A 16,647-nucleotide genomic window follows, 5' to 3' on the forward strand; every position below is an offset into this window, starting at 1 on the left:
ATAGAATACCTGTAGGCAATGCTTTTTTCTTTTTTGAGTTATTACTAATGACATTGAATGGAAATACTTTGGGTTTTATTTTGAAGTTAATGTATTGGTATCGTCAAAGGATCTAATATCTCGAGGTAGTTTACTTAAGGGTGTGAAATATTATGAACTAGTGTTTGTGATAGTGTAAGTGGTGAAATCATGAAAAATACTAAACGATCTGTTACGTCTAAAATTATTGCTGGCTATTTTCTTGCCGGGGTACTTGCTGTAACGGCTTTTTGGATTATTTATCGTCAAATCACTAATTACACAGAGATTACCGAGATTAAAAGTGAAAATAATGAAAAACTCTTTCTGGTTGGAGAAGCTATTACCGGCTTATATGAGGCTGAGAGTTTGACAAGAAATATCATTCAAACGTCTGATGTCGTAAAATTTAAGACCTATAAAAGTAAAATAGATACAATTCTTAAAACGATCAATAAAGTTTCTGAAATCTCAGATGATACATTACAGACCCGAAAAATTGATAGTATTAAGTACCTTATTGATAGTAAAAATAAAAACCTAAAAGAGCTTGTTAGGATTTATGAACAGCGAAAACAAAAAGGATTATACGAAACAGCAATTGATGAATTAAAAAAAGTAAACAAAAGTTTTGGGGGGTACGATAATTATGATGAAAGGTTTGGTAAATACGACGCACGCACCAAAAGAGCACTTATCGATATCCTAGAGTATACAAAGCAGGATAACGCAAAACGCCTGACCAATCAAACAATAGATTCGCTTGCTACATCTGTAAAACAAGTATTGGCAGAGCTTGAGGAGAAAGACAAAAAATATAAACGCGAAATCTCAGCAAAAGAGAACAATCTTCTAAAAAATGATCAAATTATTACCAAACAATTAAGAGATCTACTTGCGGCTATCGAACGTAATGAAAGAAATCAATATTTTGTGCGTTTAGATGCCTCTAACGAAGTACTAGAAACTACCTCTAACATCATATTGATTATTGCTGCAGTAAGTTTTTTAATTGCGATCATTTTCTTGTTTTTAATTACAAAAGACGTTTCTCGCAGCCAGAAATATCGCAACGAACTCGAAGCAGAAAAAATATACACCGAAACGCTTTTAAAAACGAGAGAATCTTTGATCAATACTGTAACTCATGATTTGCGTTCTCCTCTAAATACAGTAATTGGATATTCAGATTTACTAGAAAGAACCGGACTTGACACTAAACAGAAACACTATCTTGAGCATTTAAAAAAATCGTCAGACTATATTTTACATCTGGTAAATGATCTTTTGGATCTCTCGAAACTTGAAGCTGGCAGAATGATCATAGAAGAACTGCCATTCTCACCCAAAAAATTAATTGAAAATACGGTTTCTAGTGTAATTCCGATTAACGATAAGAAAAATCTGGACGTTTTTATCTATACCGATGATCAATTAAACAAACAATTTCTGGGCGATCCTTTTAGAATAAAACAAGTACTTACAAATTTATTGAACAATGCTTATAAATTTACTAATGAAGGTGCTATAACTGTCGAGAGCAGGATCCTTGAAAACGGTGTTGGTGAAAAGCAATTGGTCATCTCTGTAAAAGATACCGGGATTGGGATCACAAAAAAGCAACAGCAATATATTTTTAATGAATTTTCTCAAGGAGATGCAGATACCGAAAAGCGGTACGGCGGTTTTGGCCTGGGTCTGGCTATTACAAAAAAAATAATAGAATTATTAGAGGGTACTATTCGTTTGGATAGCGAACCTGATAAAGGAAGTGAATTTACTTTTCAAATTCCTATAAAACTATCACACACATTGGCACCAGATGAAGAACCTGAAGTTTTTGAGCTTCAGAGTTTTTCTAATAAAAAGGTGTTGATTGTAGACGATGACCCAAGTCAACTAGCATTAACGAGCGAAGTAGCATCATTAGCAGGACTCTCGTATGATGTATGTAAAAATGGTACCGAGGCGATGTCTTTCTTGCAGAACAACGCTTATGATTTGGTACTAACCGACATTCAGATGCCGAAAATGGACGGATTTGAGCTCATACAAGCGATAAAAGATGATACGTCTCTTTCGAGTATACCTGTGATAGCTTTGTCTGGTAGAACAGGTATCTCATATACTGCATATCAGGAAGCCGGATTTGCAGGAAGTTTACGAAAACCTTATGCGCCAAAAGAGCTGATACGTCTTATTGCAGAAATATTAAGTGTAGCACTGAATACATATCCTGATACCCCTATTCATGACCATCTATCAGACGCATATTCTTTAGAAGATTTAATGTTGTTTGCTCACGGAGATTCTGATTCACTATATGCAATTTTGGATACTTTTTACGAAAGTACTATTGAAAATATAGCCGAATTGAAATCAAAAGTAGAACTTAAAGACATAAATAGCATAAAAAAGATTGCACATAAAATGCTTCCTATGTTTAAGCAAATAAAAGCAAAAGATGTAGTACCGATTCTAATGAAATTAGAGCATCCGCATGATTATGAATTAGATACCTTGTCTATTTTATCATTAACCCATGCAGGTATAGAAAAAATAGAGGATCTAATAAGTAAACTCAAAGTCGAGAATTAAAGGCTAATATCGTACTGTTTTAATTTATTGTACAGTGTTTTGCGATCTATAGATAGCATTCTGGCGGCTTTGGCTTTATTACCATTTGCTCTTTCTAGTGCATCAAGAATAAGTTCTTGCTCATTTTGATTTTTAAACAATCCGTAGGTATGTTTTGAGTTTTGCGATGCATTGGCAACATCTTTGGGTAGAATATCAAGGGTAATCATATCCTTTTGAGAAAGCAGTACAGAACGCTTTACTATATTTTTAAGCTCTCTAAGGTTTCCGGGCCAATAATATTTTTTGAAAGCCTCTAACACCTCATCGGCAAAACCTACTACGTTTTTATCCAATTCCATGTTAGATTCTTCAAGAAAATGATTGGCAAATAGCATTAAATCTTCAATTCTATCTTTTAGAGGTGGTACTTTAATTGTAAATTCATTTAAACGATGGTATAAATCTTCTCTAAAATCACCTTCTTTTACGGCTGTACTTAAATCCTCATTAGTTGCAGCGATAACCCGAATGTCAACTTCGATTTCTTTATTGCTACCTACAGGTTTGATCTTCCGTTCCTGTAGTGCTCGTAATAACTGTACCTGTAGTTCATAACTTAAATTTCCTATTTCATCAAGAAATAAGGTACCACCATTTGCGGCTTCAAAGTGCCCTACTTTGTCATTAACAGCCCCAGTAAACGATCCTTTGATATGACCAAAAAATTCGCTAGACGCAATTTCTTTGGGTATCGCACCGCAGTCTACAGGTACAAATGGTTTTTCTGAACGTTTACTCGATTTATGAATACTACTTGCTACGTACTCTTTACCCGTACCGCTATCTCCTACAATGAGAACAGACATTCGTGTAGGAGCTACCAAAGCCACATATTCATTTAATTTTTTTGAAGCATCACTAACGCCTCTAACAAAAGAAGCATTGGTGCTGTTGGAAACTCTTTTGGGAACCTTGACTTTGTTTTCTCTATGCGTATCGCCCTTTTTATGTGAAAGTAAAGCCTTATCTATGGTTTGTAAAATAGTATCGGGGTTAAAAGGTTTAGATACATAGTCGAAAGCACCAAGTTTTATAGCATTTACGGCCATGTTTATTTCGGCATAACCTGTCATGATAATTACTTGGGTAGACGGGTTGTTGGTCAGAATTTCATCCAAAAGAGTGATTCCATCTCTGTCAGGTAGTCGTACATCGGCCAACACCACGTCAAATACCTCTTGCTTAATTTTTGGGATAGCTTCATTGCCAGAAAACGCAGTCACCACCTCATAGTCCTTTTTTTGTAAAAAAGTTTTGAGCATCGTACAAAAAGCGACATCATCCTCTACAATAAGTATTTTTGACATGTTGAAAGATTTATTGATCTCACCAAAGGGTTTATTACTTCCCGAGGCAAGTTTACTACTACTAATTAATAGTGAACTGATTTAAACTTTTTTCAGTTTGCTAAAAAAATGCTGTTTTGCACTTCTATATTATAATTTATGACTTCCGTAGCGCTGCTATGCAAGTAAAAAATTACTTCATACAAGCACAAAACCTTTTGCAATCGCACCATCTGGCACCTTCCAATTGGTCGGTCCTGCCTAAATCAAAAAAGTTTAAATTAGTTCAGTATAAAATTACGATTAAAAACACACTTTGATCGAATAAAAACATAAAAAAAGAGACCCTTGGGAGTGAGTCTCTTTTTTAGCACTAAACAACTTTATATCGTTCTTGGTTGCAAAACGATATCCTTTTTCTACCCCTAGATTTAAGATTTATTGTCGTTTGGCTTAATTAATTCGCCATTAGCGCTTGCAAATACAACTTTGGTATTTTCGTTAAGATCTTTTAATACGATTTTATAGGTATTATCTTTTGAAATATATGCTTCAGCAATTTCAAATCTAAGGTAGTTTCTCGCTATTGTTTCATGTACGGCCAGCGGAAGCTCTAACACTTTTACCTCAGTATATTCTTGTAATTCATACTCATAATCTATAAACTCAGGATGATTATTCATGGCTAATTCGTCTTGAGCTAATGCACCCTGTGCAGAAAAGATACTTACTACTATCATTACTATCATTGGTAACTTTTTCATTGGGTTATTGAATTAATCAACACTTAACAGATAGTAATAATTGTTCCAAAACTCTGGATCAATAGATAAAATACACAACTAACTGAAAATCAATTTTTTGAAATAAAAACTTAGGTATAAATAATCCATTATAAATCGTGGAATACACACAAAAGTGTAGAAAAATTACACACATTTATAGAGAACTGATCTAGAATAATGGTTTTTTTCGATTATTTTTCTTCTGTGCAAGTTTTTGTTTGGCATCCAGGCGTTTAGCAACTGCTGCTTTTGAGGGTTTGGTAGCCATACGTTTTTTTGGAACTTGAAGGTTTACTTTTAAAGTATCTAGTAATCTTTGTATACCCAATTCTTTATTTCTATGTTGACTCCTACTATCATCACAATATACTAATAAAACTCCTGTTTTGGTCAACTTTGAAGATAACTTTTGAGACAGAAGTAGTTTTTCATCTGGTGAAAGCCCCTGTGAGTTTTCGATATCAAAACTAAGTTCGACTTTTGAAGAAACCTTATTAACATGCTGGCCCCCAGCACCCGAACTTCGAATGGCTTTAAACTTTAGCTCATTAATGATGGTTGAAGTGTTCACGAAAATAGAGTTACTTGATGCGCCGATTTGAGTAAATCATTGACTGTTTTTACGGGATTAAATGTAGTGATAGGAACTTCAACAAAGACACTAATCCAATTCGCCATGGCTCCGTTCCATAATCCTGGGAGTTCTAGTGCCTTAAGTACTTGACCATTCATGCTTTTCTTTGTAATAAAACCAGCATCTGGATCTATAAATTGTAGTAGATTAAACTTTTCGCCTTTATAATTTCGAACTCCGCATACCAAATCAACGGGATTAAAATGTGTAGAGCTGGCCAAAATATTCTTTTGCCTACTATCATCTTTATTAATTTGCGGCGATTCTATAATCTGTAACGCTAATCTACCGTTTTCCTGTTTTATCCAAAACGGTCCACCGCCGGGCTCACCTTCATTAATTACCATACCACATACCCGTATTGGTCGATCAAGAGATGTTCTTAAAAATTGAAGTTTATACTTTTCTGAAAATTTATCAAAATCTAATGGTAATGTAACATTAAGTTGTTGTACTAGAAATTTTTTAATATCCTTTAATTCTGCTTCAGTAGGGTTTTGTTGATCAAGACCATTTAAAATTCTAAAGACTTCGTCTTGTATTTCTAATAGTTTTCCTGCCAGTATTTTTTTATAACCTGTTACTTCATCCTGATATTTACGAACTACGACATTGTCAATATTTTTAATGTAAATGATATCACCATCCAGATCGTTCAGGTTTTCTATAAGTGCACCATGTCCTCCTGGTCTAAACAATAATGATCCGTCTTCTTTTCTAAATAACTCATTGTTTTCGGTTACTGCTATAGTATCGGTTTCAGATTTTTGAAACGAATAGGTGATGCTAAAATGCGTATTTGTTTTCTCTTCAACTTTTTTTCGTATTCTGTCAAACTCTTCTTTAAAGCCTTCTAAATGATCCTTGGATATGGTAAAATGTAGTTTAGATTCGCCTTTATGATTTGTATTATATCCTGCTGCCTCATACAGATGCTCTTCAAAAGATGTAGCTACACTATCTGAGTATTTGTGGAAGGGAAGTAGCCCTTTAGGAAAATTTCCATAGTTCATCCCTGCTTCCTTCAGCATAGTTTCTACAAAAATATAAAGCTGTCTCCCTTCAGACAAAGATTCGAATTTTGGATATGCGTTTTTAATCTCACTCATAACGGTATCATAAAAGGGAAATTTTTCAAGGCCTATCAAAAATAGGCGTATGGCATTTGCCTTTTCATGATTGGTATAAGAGTTGAGACTTTCTTTTTTGAAGTCATAAGTATCCAGAAATTTAAATAAATCTTTGAACATTCGAGTAGCCGCACCAGAAGCAGGAACAAACTTAATTGTTTCTAATTTTGAAATTCTCGAATTGTATAATTTTGTTAACTCAGATTGATAATGTTCTGTAAATTTTAGAATTCCATGATTTAGAGTGGCTGCACTTCGCAAGGGTACAAACGGAATTCCGTTCTTAAATATTTCAATCTGCGATACTATTTTATCTACCGTTAATCCTTTAGACTTGATGAGTGCTATGTCTTTATCTGTTATATTCACTTCTTTTCTTTTCTTAATTGGTCAATAATTTGTGTTGCTTTGCGTACTCTTGAAGTTTTACTTCCTTTTAGAGTTACATACGGAAGATTATAATGTTCTAGACAGTTTTTAAATCTCAAAAACATCTCTTCTCTATGGTGGGGTTTATCCCTAAGATCATCAGGCACCCAGGGGGTATCAATATAAGTTAAAAGATATAAATGATAAACATTTTCTAACGAAATTTTACGTAAGATTTCAGGTACTTTTTCTTTATAATATACTTCAGAATACACTTTAAGTTCCAAAAGGTTAGTGTCGCAAATCAATATTTTGTTTGTTTTTTGGGCGAGACGGTTCTCTAATTTCATTTGACCTGTAGCTATTGGCAAAATATCTTCATACGTACATGTCTTTTTCTCTTCATCCCATTTTTTCTGAAGATATATTCTCATATATTCAGGTACCCATTGGCATTCGTAGTAGACGGCTAATTGTTTTGATAGTGTGGTTTTTCCTGTAGATTCTGGTCCAAAAAGAACTATTTTTAAGCAGCTACTAGGTTGTTGTTTAAGTTTTTCTTCCATGCCAGATATCCAAAAATTGCTATACCGGTAAAAATGATATATTGAAAACTTGAAAATGTAAATCCTTTGTAAAAATATAAGGGTATCGAAATTATATTTCCGATCATCAAAAAAATCCAATTTTCTATTTTTCTTCGCGCCAATAACCACATTCCCACAAAGAACAGTCCAGTCGTTAACGTATCAACATAGGCTGTCCAGTCATTCCACTTGTCAAAAGTAATATATACGATGTAGACAAAAATCACAGTAGCCACAGCTATCAAAACAGCTACTATTTTCTCTAATGCAGTAGTTCTTGTAATAGGGACAACATAGGTTCCATCGATCTTTCGGGTCCATACATACCAACCATATATACTCATTATAAAATAATACCCATTGATCATCATATCACCTAACAACGACCATTTTAGTAGCAAATACACATAAATCGCAGTACTTACGATACCTGTAGGATATACCCAAACCTTATTATGCCAGGCAAATAAAGCGCTGGCAATACCAAAAATAACTGCGGTAATTTCTAATGCGATATCAATAGAGGTATAATCGGCATATTGACCAAAGAGATACTCAAAAGTGGGGCTCATAATCACTTCGATTACTTTTAACCATTTTCATATATACCAAAACATGGTTTAGTTCACTAAATGCGGTTTCGATCTCTTTGGTTACAAAGGGAACGACTTTATTGTATTCTCCATAAATTTGAGTGCTTAACGGGTTTTCCAAAACCGTAAATTTTGACGCTCTTAGGCGTTTAATAAATGCGATAATATGTTCTTCATAATCATTTTGAAGAGGAGATAGCGTTAATTCTATAGATACTTGCATCGAGCAGACGAAATTTGTTAATGTGTATACGAAGGTAGATATTGTTCTTGTGTTTGCCGTGTTTTATCTCATAAAATAGTATTAAACTTGGGGAGTTGGTAGGGTATAAACACAGGTATACCCTTCAAACTCGATGAACGCTAAATCATAAGAATTGCTTTTGTTTTTATAACAAACAGTGGCATGAACAATCGGGTAGGTAAGTGTAAACGAAGACATAGTAATATGATCCTGAAAACTGAGTCCTGGCGTGGCATATAATTTATACAAAGATTCTTTGGCACCCCAAATTATAGTTAAAGCTCTAATGTTGTCTTGTAGGTGCTCGTTAAAATAATTATGCTCAGAAGTATTGGTAAACTTATGTGCGATACTTTGAATTTTTTCACGTTGTTTTTCGATATCTATTCCTATCGCTCTATCACTAATAATGATCCCAGCAAACTCAAATGAATGTGTTATAGAAATACATTTGCCATCGGCAAGGTGTGGTTTCCCGTTGTCGTCATAATATAAATCATGATCGGTGTATCCCATAACCGCCAACAAATGTCTTACAGACATGAAGCCTCTTTGATGAATTTCAGATTTCATACCAGCTACTCGAGCCTGGCAACGCTCGGTTAAATCGATACCTTTGCACAACGATGCATAGGTTTCTTCAATCTTCCAAATCAGCACATTAGTGCGGTCATCTATTGTTATAGTTTTGTAAAGAGGCATTTAAATTCTTAAAGTTATTGCGTACCTTTGCCAACTGAAAATGAAGTAGGATTACCTTCTTTTCTGAGAACGAAAATAAAATAATTTAGTGCTATATACTAACATGCACTTTATAAACAATAAATTAAATTACTATGAGTACCAAAACAGTACCTTATGTTCCTTACAAAGTAAAAGATATTTCGTTAGCTGCCTGGGGAAGAAAAGAAATTGAACTGGCGGAAGCCGAAATGCCAGGACTAATGGCCCTTCGTGAAGAGTATAAAAACGAACAACCTTTAAAAGGAGCGCGTATTGCGGGTTGTTTACATATGACGATACAAACTGCGGTTCTTATTGAAACGCTTCAAGCCTTAGGTGCCGAGGTAACTTGGAGTTCTTGTAATATTTTTTCTACACAAGATCAAGCCGCTGCTGCTATTGCTGAAGCCGGGATACCCGTATATGCATGGAAAGGTATGAATGAAGAAGAGTTTGACTGGTGTATCGAACAAACTTTATTTTTTGGAGAAGACAGAAAACCTTTAAATATGATTCTTGACGATGGGGGAGATCTTACTAATATGGTATTAGACAAATATCCAGAGTTGGTAGATGGGATCAATGGCTTATCTGAAGAAACCACTACCGGCGTACACCGTTTATACGAAAGAATGAAAAACGGAACACTTCCTATGCCTGCCATCAACGTTAACGACTCTGTCACCAAATCTAAGTTTGATAACAAATATGGTTGTCGAGAAAGTGCTGTAGACGCCATTCGTCGAGCAACCGATACAATGCTAGCAGGCAAACGCGTGGTTGTTTGTGGATACGGTGATGTAGGTAAAGGTACTGCGGCATCATTTAGAGGAGCTGGATCTATTGTTACGGTAACCGAAATTGATCCTATTTGTGCTTTACAGGCGGCTATGGATGGTTTTGAAGTTAAAAAACTTGAGACGGTAATCAAAAATGCCGACGTGGTAATTACTACCACAGGTAATAAAGATATTGTACAAGCTCAACATTTTAAAGCGTTAAAGGATAAAGCTATTGTTTGTAATATTGGTCATTTTGACAACGAAATCGATATGGCATGGTTAAATGATAACTATGGAAATACCAGAGACGAAATAAAGCCACAGGTAGATAAATATACTGTAGATGGTAAAGATATTATTATTCTTGCTGAAGGACGTTTGGTAAATCTAGGTTGCGCTACAGGGCACCCAAGTTTTGTAATGAGTAATTCATTTACCAATCAAACGCTTGCACAAATTGAACTTTGGAACAATGCCAAAAATTATAAGAATGAAGTATACATGCTCCCTAAGCATCTCGATGAAAAAGTAGCTAAATTACACTTAGCTCGCCTTGGAGCAGAATTAGAAACATTAAGGCAAGAACAAGCAGATTACATCGGTGTAACGGTTGAAGGACCTTTTAAACCAGAGTATTATAGATATTAAGTTTCAATAGCTATCGTTTGTATACAAAACTGTCTGAAAAGTGGTCGTCATTACTTTTCAGACAGTTTTTTTGTCTTTATTTCAATTTCAATCAGCTGTTTCACGGCTTCAACTAAAGAAAAATCACTTTTGCATTATCAGTATGATGCATTACCTTATTTTGGTATACGAATATCCGTAATTTAACCTAAACGGTTTTCGTCAAGCTGAATACTGAAACGAGTTCAGCACAGGCTTGTTTCAGGTTCTCATCTCAATGTGCTGAAAATAAACGTAATGCGATCCTGAAATGAATTCAGAATGACTTCTCAGTTAAATTTTAGGTATAATAACGGACAATCGATAAATTCTGATTGAATATCCGTAATGAAGAATAAAATATAACCGTCAACCTGAATACTGAAACGAGTTCAGCACAGGCTTGTTTCAGGTTCTCATTATAAATCGTTGTTTATAAGCATGATGAGATTTTGAAATAAATTCGGAATGACGCTAAAAAATGTCTTTATTACGTAAAACGGATATTCAAAAATTCTAATACATAATCCGGGTTTAAGGTTAAACTTTGTTTAATTTTTTGATCAAAAAGAAAGGGTTAAGTCAAGTTCACGAATAAATAAACTATATTTCGACTGTAATCCAACTAAAATTTGATAAATGCCTACCCTATTCACTAAGATTATTAACGGTGAAATTCCGTCGTACAAAATTGCAGAAGATGAGAATTTTTATGCCTTTTTAGACATTCACCCTAACGCAAAAGGTCACACGTTGTGTATTCCCAAAAAAGAAGAAGACAAACTATTTGATCTTGATGAAGAGACGTATCTCGGTTTGATGCGTTTTTCTCGAAAAATTGCCAAAGCTCTCAAGAAAACCATATCCTGCAAGCGAATAGGAATGGCCGTCGTTGGGCTTGAAGTTCCTCATGTTCATGTACATCTCATTCCTTTAAATGAAATGAAAGAAATGACATTTGCTCATAAAGTTTCTATGTCTGCAACCGCATTTGAAGAATTGGCATTAAAAATTCAATCGAATGTATAGCCATGCAAGATTCAAACTTTAAATTATCTTTAAAACTACGTATCGATTGGAGTGAAATGGATACCTATATGCACGTTAATAATGTGAACTTTATGAAATATATGCAAAGTGCCAGAGTTCAGTTTTGGGATGTAACCGGTTTAGCAAAATTATATGAAGCAACCAAAAAAGGCCCCATGCTGGTGTCTACACGCTGTGATTTCAAGCATCCTTTGTTTTTTCCCGGAAATGTTATGATTAAAACAAAAGTTGAATTTATTAAGAATTCTAGTTTCGGCTTATATCATCATCTTTATAACGATGATGATGTTTTGTGCGCAGTAGGGCATGATGTAGCGGTTTGTTACGATTTCAATACCGATAAAACTTTTAAAATAACAGATGATCTAAGAAAAGTAATGGAAAAATATTAGACCAATGTTGTCACGCCTAAAAGATCAGGATGATAGAGATACAAATATCCCAACCCTACAATGACTAGCACAAATAGTAATAAACCATAGAATAAACCGGTAAACTTTAAGGATGCAGGTTTCGAATCAATGGTTTTCTTATGATAATCGTATACGCGTTCAATATCTGTAGTCCATTGTCCTGGATAAATAGTATTTTCGCATTTACCGCATACTATACTTTCTAAAACATTTTTTTTTGTTCTTATCCAAAATTTTGATTTTTGTTTTTCTTGTTTAAATGAAAGTACCATTCCGTCGGTTGCATAACATTCAGGGCAGTTATTGGTCAATGTAGTTTCCTTAAGGACAATGTATTCTTTTTTCACAATATGTTAATTTAATTTCTGGTATTTATAACGGCTTGAAAAAATTATTGTTATGAACTGGTTTAGACTTTTTTTAATTTGCTAAATAAATGCTGTTTTACACTTATATTCTATAATTTTTGACTTCTGTAGTGCTGCAGTGCCAATAAAAAATCACTTCATCTATGCACAAAACAGGTTAAACCAGTGCTATATCGTTACTACTACAACAAACAAAGACCCTAGTCTTCGTCTTCAGATTTTCTAAGCGTGATCTGAAAAGTAGTGCCCTTATCAATTTCAGAGCGAAGTACCTTGATACGTCCCAAGTGATATTCTTCTATTATTCTTCTGGCTAACGACAACCCTAAGCCCCATCCTCTACTTTTAGAAGTATATCCGGGTTCAAAAATTTTGGTAAACTTTCCTTTGGGCAATCCTTTTCCAGTATCTTTTACGTATATGAATACACGTTTTGCATCATCGGTAAGACCAATTTGAAGATCTCCTTTTCCACGCATGGCATCAATAGCATTTTTAACCAGATTTTCTATAGTCCAACTATATAATTGTGAATTTAGCAGGACATATATAGGCTTATCAGGTAAATCAAGGGAAAAATTAATCAATTTCGAGCTTCGAGACTGTAAATAGGTGTAGGCATCTCTTGTTTCTTCAACAATATTAACTTTTTCTAAGTTAGGAATTGATCCAATTTTAGAAAAACGTTCTGTAATTACCTTTAATCTAGCAATGTCTTTTTCTATTTCGGTAATATATTCAGGATTTACATTTTCTGCTTTCAAAATTTCGTTCCATCCTACCAGAGAGGATAACGGGGTGCCAATTTGATGCGCAGTTTCTTTTGCCATACCTGCCCAAAGTTTGTTTTGTTCGCTTGCTTTTGAAGTTGTAAAAAAGAAATAAATAACTCCTATGAGCAAGAATAAAATTAAAGCGATAGCAATAGGATAGTATTTCAGCTTGTTCAAAATGTCTGAATGACCATAATATATGTATTGCACGGTGCCTTTTAAGTCTAATTCTATAGGTTTATTCTCTGCTTTTAATGTATTGAGAAAAGATTTAAGTCGCTTTTCATTATTTATTAATTTTTCAGATACATTTTGAAAATAGCTTGGATCGGGTTTGCCAATAGAATCTCTAATAAAATCGCCTTGAACATCTGTTATAATAATAGGTATCGATCGGTTTGTTGCTCCAATTAATATGGATAGCTCTAGATAGTCATCAGATTGTTCGCTATTTAGCGCTCTTTGCGATTGCGCCCAAATCTCTATTTTCGTACGTTCATCATCTTTAAGACGTTGTAGAAACAGAGAAGTACTCCACAATATTAAAGCTGTAATTACTACCACAGCTACGATAATAAAATAACTTGAAAAGTTACGCTCGTCAGAGAAATTCATAAAGAAATGTTAACCCAATCTTAATAATAACGTTTTTAGATAATTTTATTGTCTTACAATACTATGTTTGAAAGGCATCTTACCATTTCATATCGGGTAAAGTTTAGTTATCTTTGTTCAATATAAAAAAATTTATGGTTACGATCGATCCTTTAACGGTTTCTACCGGAAAATTACATGGTCTTATGTTAGGAGCTATAGGTCCAAGGCCTATTGCTTTTGCCAGCACAATAGATGCCGAAAGACAGCCTAATTTATCTCCTTTCAGTTTTTTTAACGTGTTTAGTGCCAATCCACCAATTCTCATATTTTCTCCAGCACGAAGAGTAAGAGATAATACGACTAAACACACATTAGAGAATGCAAAAAACACCAAAGAAGTAGTTATAAATATTGTAAACTATGACATTGTACAACAAATGTCTTTGTCTAGTACAGAATATGCTACTGGTGTGAACGAGTTTGTAAAATCAGGGCTTACCATGGTACCTTCAAAGAAGGTACAATCATTTCGGGTAGGAGAATCTCCTGTACAGTTCGAATGTAAAGTAAATGATATCATAGCCTTGGGCGAAGAAGGAGGAGCAGGAAACCTTATTATTTGTGAAGTACTACTGATGCATATTCATAAAAATGTTCTCGATCAAAACGATAACATCGATCAACATAAAATTGACCAGGTAGCTCGTATGGGTGGGAATTGGTATACCAGAGCAAATTTAGGGATGTTCGAGGTGCCTAAACCCCTTAGATCGTTAGGGGTTGGAGTAGATGGGTTACCAGAGGATATTAAGAATAGTTCCATATTAACAGGTAATGATCTGGGTAAACTTGCAAACGTAGAAAAAATACCAGATCAAAAGGATGCGGTTAGCTTTGTTAATAATCGAGAGGATATAAAGGCTAAAATTGAGCAGGCAAACCCGACAGAAATTCATAAATTTGCCAAATATTATCTAGATCATGATGATGTAGATACAGCATGGAATATTTTATCAGCAACATAATAACACAGCAGCGATGGAAGTACAAGGTAAAGTAAAAATGATAGGCGAGACGCAAACTTTTGGTAACAATGGTTTTAGAAAGAGAGAAATAGTGGTAACTACCGACGAGCAATATCCACAACACATTATGGTAGAATTTATTCAAGATAAATGTGATTTGTTAAATAATTTTCAGGTAGGTCAGGATGTAAAAATTGGTATTAATCTTCGAGGTCGCGAGTGGGTTAATCCACAAGGAGAAACGAAGTATTTTAATGCCATACAAGGCTGGCGGATAGAGAATTTGCAGTCTGCAATGCCTGCTTCTGGAGCTGTGCCCCCACCACCGGCAGATACTTTTGAACCAGCTACAGATTTTTCTGAAGAAGAGCATGACGATCTACCATTCTAAACCAACATACAAGTAACGGTATGCATAAGCCGTAAATTAAATGCATTTATACTTAGAAAAGTAAAAAGTCCGATAGGGTATATCGGACTTTTCGTATTGTGGTTTTAGGTCAACCTTTTAATAAAACTCAAAAAAGCAATGATGAACAAAATTTATCTTAAAAGGTCTTAACAAATATTGCGATTTTTTTGGTCAATTCAAACAACTGATTGATATTTAACTTAATGAACGGATTCAGACCCGATTCAATATAATTAATAAGCCTATATTTTGTACTTACTCACAGCTGCTATTTGGTTTCCTCCCGCTTATTGTGCAGACACGAATGGATTATTGGCTATTGGCGGTGACCTATCAATATCCAGGTTATTAAAAGCGTATCATTCGGGGATATTTCCCTGGTATAGTTCATGTGAGCCTATCTTATGGTTTTGCCCAGATCCACGGATGGTTTTATTTCCAAAAGAGCTCAAAATTAGCAAAAGCATGAAACAACTTCTTAAAAAAGATCCTTTTGAAGTAACCTTTAATCAGGATTTTAAAAGTGTGATCAGGCAGTGCGCTCATGTAAAAAGAAAAGATCAAGACGATACCTGGATTACCAATGAGATGCAAGAAGCCTATATACAACTGCATGAATTAGGACATGCAATCTCTGTCGAGGTGTGGTATGATGAGAGGCTAGTAGGTGGTCTTTACGGAGTTTGGCTACGCAATAAAAAAGTGTTTTGTGGCGAAAGTATGTTTTCACTAGTTAGTAATGCCTCCAAATACGGTTTTGTAAAATTAGTAGATTGGTTACGACAACAAAACGTAACATTAATAGATTGTCAAATACATACTGATCATTTAGCAAGTCTGGGAGCCAGGGAAATTTCTAGAGAAGAATTTTTATCGTATTTACAATAGTGCGGATCATAAAATTATCACTATTTCACTATTGTATACTCTCTGGTTACACCAAAATGAGTATTACACCTGGGTATACCGGAAGCAATCCACCGTGTGATCATTAACCATACCAATAGCTTGCATAAACGCATACATTACCGTAGGACCTACAAATTTAAATCCTCTTTTTTTGAGATCTTTGCTTATTCGATTTGAGATTTCGGTAGTTGCAAGGCAATCTTTGTGGTGCTTCCAACGGTTTACGATGGGCTTGTTTTGCACAAAATCCCAAATATAGCTATCAAAACTTCCAAATTCTTGCTGTATTTTCATAAAATTCTGCGCATTAGATACTGTAGAATTTATTTTTAATTTATTTCGAATAATAGCTTTATTTTGCAATAGCGCTTCCTTCTTCTGTTCATTATATTGAGCGACCAGGCGGTAATCGAAATTATCAAAGGCAAGTCTAAAATGTTCTCTTTTTCGTAAAATGGTAATCCAACTTAATCCGGCCTGAAACGTCTCTAAAACTAAAAATTCAAATAATAATTGTTCATCGTGTAGCGGTACGCCCCATTCCTTATCGTGATAGGCTTCATACAAGGGATCACCTAAACACCATTCACATCGTTGCTTCTGCATATGTATCTTGTTTTATTAGATTACAATTCTGTTAATC

18 protein-coding genes are annotated in these 16,647 nt (G+C 34.6%); 7 read left to right on the top strand and 11 right to left on the bottom strand.

The window, feature by feature from the left end:
- Positions 1-189 precede the first annotated feature (189 nt).
- Positions 190-2,616, top strand: coding sequence for an ATP-binding protein (locus J8281_RS04200; RefSeq protein WP_210196338.1), 2,427 nt, complete (start codon positions 190-192; stop codon positions 2,614-2,616).
- On the opposite strand, the gene J8281_RS04205 is transcribed toward J8281_RS04200, so the two are convergent.
- From J8281_RS04205 to J8281_RS04240, 8 genes are all read right to left on the bottom strand, one after another.
- Positions 2,613-3,965 (bottom strand): sigma-54 dependent transcriptional regulator, encoded by a 1,353-nt coding sequence (locus J8281_RS04205; protein ID WP_210196339.1) that lies wholly within the window; start codon positions 3,963-3,965, stop codon positions 2,613-2,615. The two genes, J8281_RS04200 and J8281_RS04205, sit on opposite strands and share 4 nt — an antisense overlap.
- 410 nt (positions 3,966-4,375) lie before the next feature.
- Entirely contained in the window at positions 4,376-4,708 is a 333-nt protein-coding gene (locus tag J8281_RS04210; RefSeq protein ID WP_210196340.1) for a hypothetical protein, read from the bottom strand.
- A 190-nt stretch (positions 4,709-4,898) separates the two neighbouring features.
- Positions 4,899-5,300 carry an alternative ribosome rescue aminoacyl-tRNA hydrolase ArfB gene (gene arfB / locus J8281_RS04215; RefSeq protein ID WP_210196341.1) on the bottom strand — a complete coding sequence of 134 codons (402 nt, stop codon included), beginning with the start codon at positions 5,298-5,300 and terminating at the stop codon, positions 4,899-4,901.
- Entirely contained in the window at positions 5,297-6,862 is a 1,566-nt protein-coding gene (locus J8281_RS04220; RefSeq protein WP_210196342.1) for a DUF4301 family protein, read from the bottom strand. The genes arfB and J8281_RS04220 overlap by 4 nt, the downstream gene beginning before the upstream one ends.
- Positions 6,859-7,428, bottom strand: a complete 570-nt coding sequence (locus J8281_RS04225) for an AAA family ATPase (RefSeq protein ID WP_210196343.1) — start codon at positions 7,426-7,428, stop codon at positions 6,859-6,861. The genes J8281_RS04220 and J8281_RS04225 overlap by 4 nt, the downstream gene beginning before the upstream one ends.
- On the bottom strand, positions 7,389-8,021 hold the full coding sequence (gene pnuC, locus J8281_RS04230; RefSeq protein ID WP_210196344.1) for a nicotinamide riboside transporter PnuC: 633 nt from the start codon (positions 8,019-8,021) through the stop codon (positions 7,389-7,391). The genes J8281_RS04225 and pnuC overlap by 40 nt, the downstream gene beginning before the upstream one ends.
- The gene (locus J8281_RS04235) at positions 8,005-8,265 is read right to left on the bottom strand and encodes a hypothetical protein (RefSeq protein WP_210196345.1); all 261 of its coding nucleotides are present in this window, start codon (positions 8,263-8,265) and stop codon (positions 8,005-8,007) included. The genes pnuC and J8281_RS04235 overlap by 17 nt, the downstream gene beginning before the upstream one ends.
- Before the next feature lie 81 nt (positions 8,266-8,346).
- Entirely contained in the window at positions 8,347-8,988 is a 642-nt protein-coding gene (locus tag J8281_RS04240; protein ID WP_210196346.1) for a 4'-phosphopantetheinyl transferase superfamily protein, read from the bottom strand.
- 134 nt (positions 8,989-9,122) lie between these two features.
- Between J8281_RS04240 and ahcY the strand changes: the two genes are divergently transcribed.
- The 3 genes from ahcY (at position 9,123) to J8281_RS04255 (ending at position 11,899) form a co-directional block, all read left to right on the top strand.
- Complete coding sequence (gene ahcY, locus J8281_RS04245) at positions 9,123-10,439, top strand: adenosylhomocysteinase (RefSeq protein ID WP_210196347.1); 1,317 nt, start codon at positions 9,123-9,125, stop codon at positions 10,437-10,439.
- A gap of 657 nt (positions 10,440-11,096) precedes the next feature.
- Complete coding sequence (locus J8281_RS04250; RefSeq protein WP_210196348.1) at positions 11,097-11,486, top strand: HIT family protein; 390 nt, start codon at positions 11,097-11,099, stop codon at positions 11,484-11,486.
- A gap of 2 nt (positions 11,487-11,488) precedes the next feature.
- Positions 11,489-11,899, top strand: a complete 411-nt coding sequence (locus tag J8281_RS04255; RefSeq protein ID WP_210196349.1) for a thioesterase family protein — start codon at positions 11,489-11,491, stop codon at positions 11,897-11,899.
- Here the strand turns inward: J8281_RS04255 and J8281_RS04260 are convergent.
- Together J8281_RS04260 and J8281_RS04265 are read right to left on the bottom strand one after the other, a co-directional pair.
- Positions 11,896-12,267, bottom strand: coding sequence for a hypothetical protein (locus tag J8281_RS04260; protein ID WP_210196350.1), 372 nt, complete (start codon positions 12,265-12,267; stop codon positions 11,896-11,898). The genes J8281_RS04255 and J8281_RS04260 overlap by 4 nt on opposite strands.
- A gap of 221 nt (positions 12,268-12,488) precedes the next feature.
- Positions 12,489-13,676 (bottom strand): HAMP domain-containing sensor histidine kinase, encoded by a 1,188-nt coding sequence (locus J8281_RS04265; protein ID WP_210196351.1) that lies wholly within the window; start codon positions 13,674-13,676, stop codon positions 12,489-12,491.
- A 134-nt stretch (positions 13,677-13,810) separates the two neighbouring features.
- Here J8281_RS04265 and J8281_RS04270 point away from each other — a divergent pair, with 134 nt between their 5' ends.
- From J8281_RS04270 to aat, 3 genes are all read left to right on the top strand, one after another.
- The gene (locus tag J8281_RS04270; RefSeq protein WP_210196352.1) at positions 13,811-14,683 is read left to right on the top strand and encodes a flavin reductase family protein; all 873 of its coding nucleotides are present in this window, start codon (positions 13,811-13,813) and stop codon (positions 14,681-14,683) included.
- Positions 14,684-14,696: 13 nt separating this feature from the next.
- Entirely contained in the window at positions 14,697-15,074 is a 378-nt protein-coding gene (locus J8281_RS04275) for a DUF3127 domain-containing protein (RefSeq protein ID WP_210196353.1), read from the top strand.
- A gap of 270 nt (positions 15,075-15,344) precedes the next feature.
- On the top strand, positions 15,345-15,983 hold the full coding sequence (gene aat, locus J8281_RS04280) for a leucyl/phenylalanyl-tRNA--protein transferase (protein WP_210196354.1): 639 nt from the start codon (positions 15,345-15,347) through the stop codon (positions 15,981-15,983).
- Positions 15,984-16,046: 63 nt separating this feature from the next.
- Here the strand turns inward: aat and J8281_RS04285 are convergent, their stop codons facing one another.
- Entirely contained in the window at positions 16,047-16,610 is a 564-nt protein-coding gene (locus J8281_RS04285) for a DNA-3-methyladenine glycosylase I (RefSeq protein WP_210196355.1), read from the bottom strand.
- Positions 16,611-16,647 lie beyond the last annotated feature (37 nt).

The organism is Aquimarina sp. U1-2 (assembly GCF_017897595.1).
Lineage (GTDB): Bacteria > Bacteroidota > Bacteroidia > Flavobacteriales > Flavobacteriaceae > Aquimarina.

Coding starts and splice junctions, on each gene's coding strand:
- pnuC (WP_210196344.1), bottom strand. CDS start 8,021: ATGAGCCCCACTTTTGAGTATCTCTTTGGTCAATATGCCGATTATACC.
- J8281_RS04240 (WP_210196346.1), bottom strand. CDS start 8,988: ATGCCTCTTTACAAAACTATAACAATAGATGACCGCACTAATGTGCTG.
- J8281_RS04250 (WP_210196348.1), top strand. CDS start 11,097: ATGCCTACCCTATTCACTAAGATTATTAACGGTGAAATTCCGTCGTAC.
- J8281_RS04205 (WP_210196339.1), bottom strand. CDS start 3,965: ATGTCAAAAATACTTATTGTAGAGGATGATGTCGCTTTTTGTACGATG.
- J8281_RS04235 (WP_210196345.1), bottom strand. CDS start 8,265: ATGCAAGTATCTATAGAATTAACGCTATCTCCTCTTCAAAATGATTAT.
- J8281_RS04270 (WP_210196352.1), top strand. CDS start 13,811: ATGGTTACGATCGATCCTTTAACGGTTTCTACCGGAAAATTACATGGT.
- J8281_RS04210 (WP_210196340.1), bottom strand. CDS start 4,708: ATGAAAAAGTTACCAATGATAGTAATGATAGTAGTAAGTATCTTTTCT.
- ahcY (WP_210196347.1), top strand. CDS start 9,123: ATGAGTACCAAAACAGTACCTTATGTTCCTTACAAAGTAAAAGATATT.
- J8281_RS04200 (WP_210196338.1), top strand. CDS start 190: ATGAAAAATACTAAACGATCTGTTACGTCTAAAATTATTGCTGGCTAT.
- J8281_RS04285 (WP_210196355.1), bottom strand. CDS start 16,610: ATGCAGAAGCAACGATGTGAATGGTGTTTAGGTGATCCCTTGTATGAA.
- J8281_RS04275 (WP_210196353.1), top strand. CDS start 14,697: ATGGAAGTACAAGGTAAAGTAAAAATGATAGGCGAGACGCAAACTTTT.
- J8281_RS04265 (WP_210196351.1), bottom strand. CDS start 13,676: ATGAATTTCTCTGACGAGCGTAACTTTTCAAGTTATTTTATTATCGTA.
- J8281_RS04225 (WP_210196343.1), bottom strand. CDS start 7,428: ATGGAAGAAAAACTTAAACAACAACCTAGTAGCTGCTTAAAAATAGTT.
- J8281_RS04255 (WP_210196349.1), top strand. CDS start 11,489: ATGCAAGATTCAAACTTTAAATTATCTTTAAAACTACGTATCGATTGG.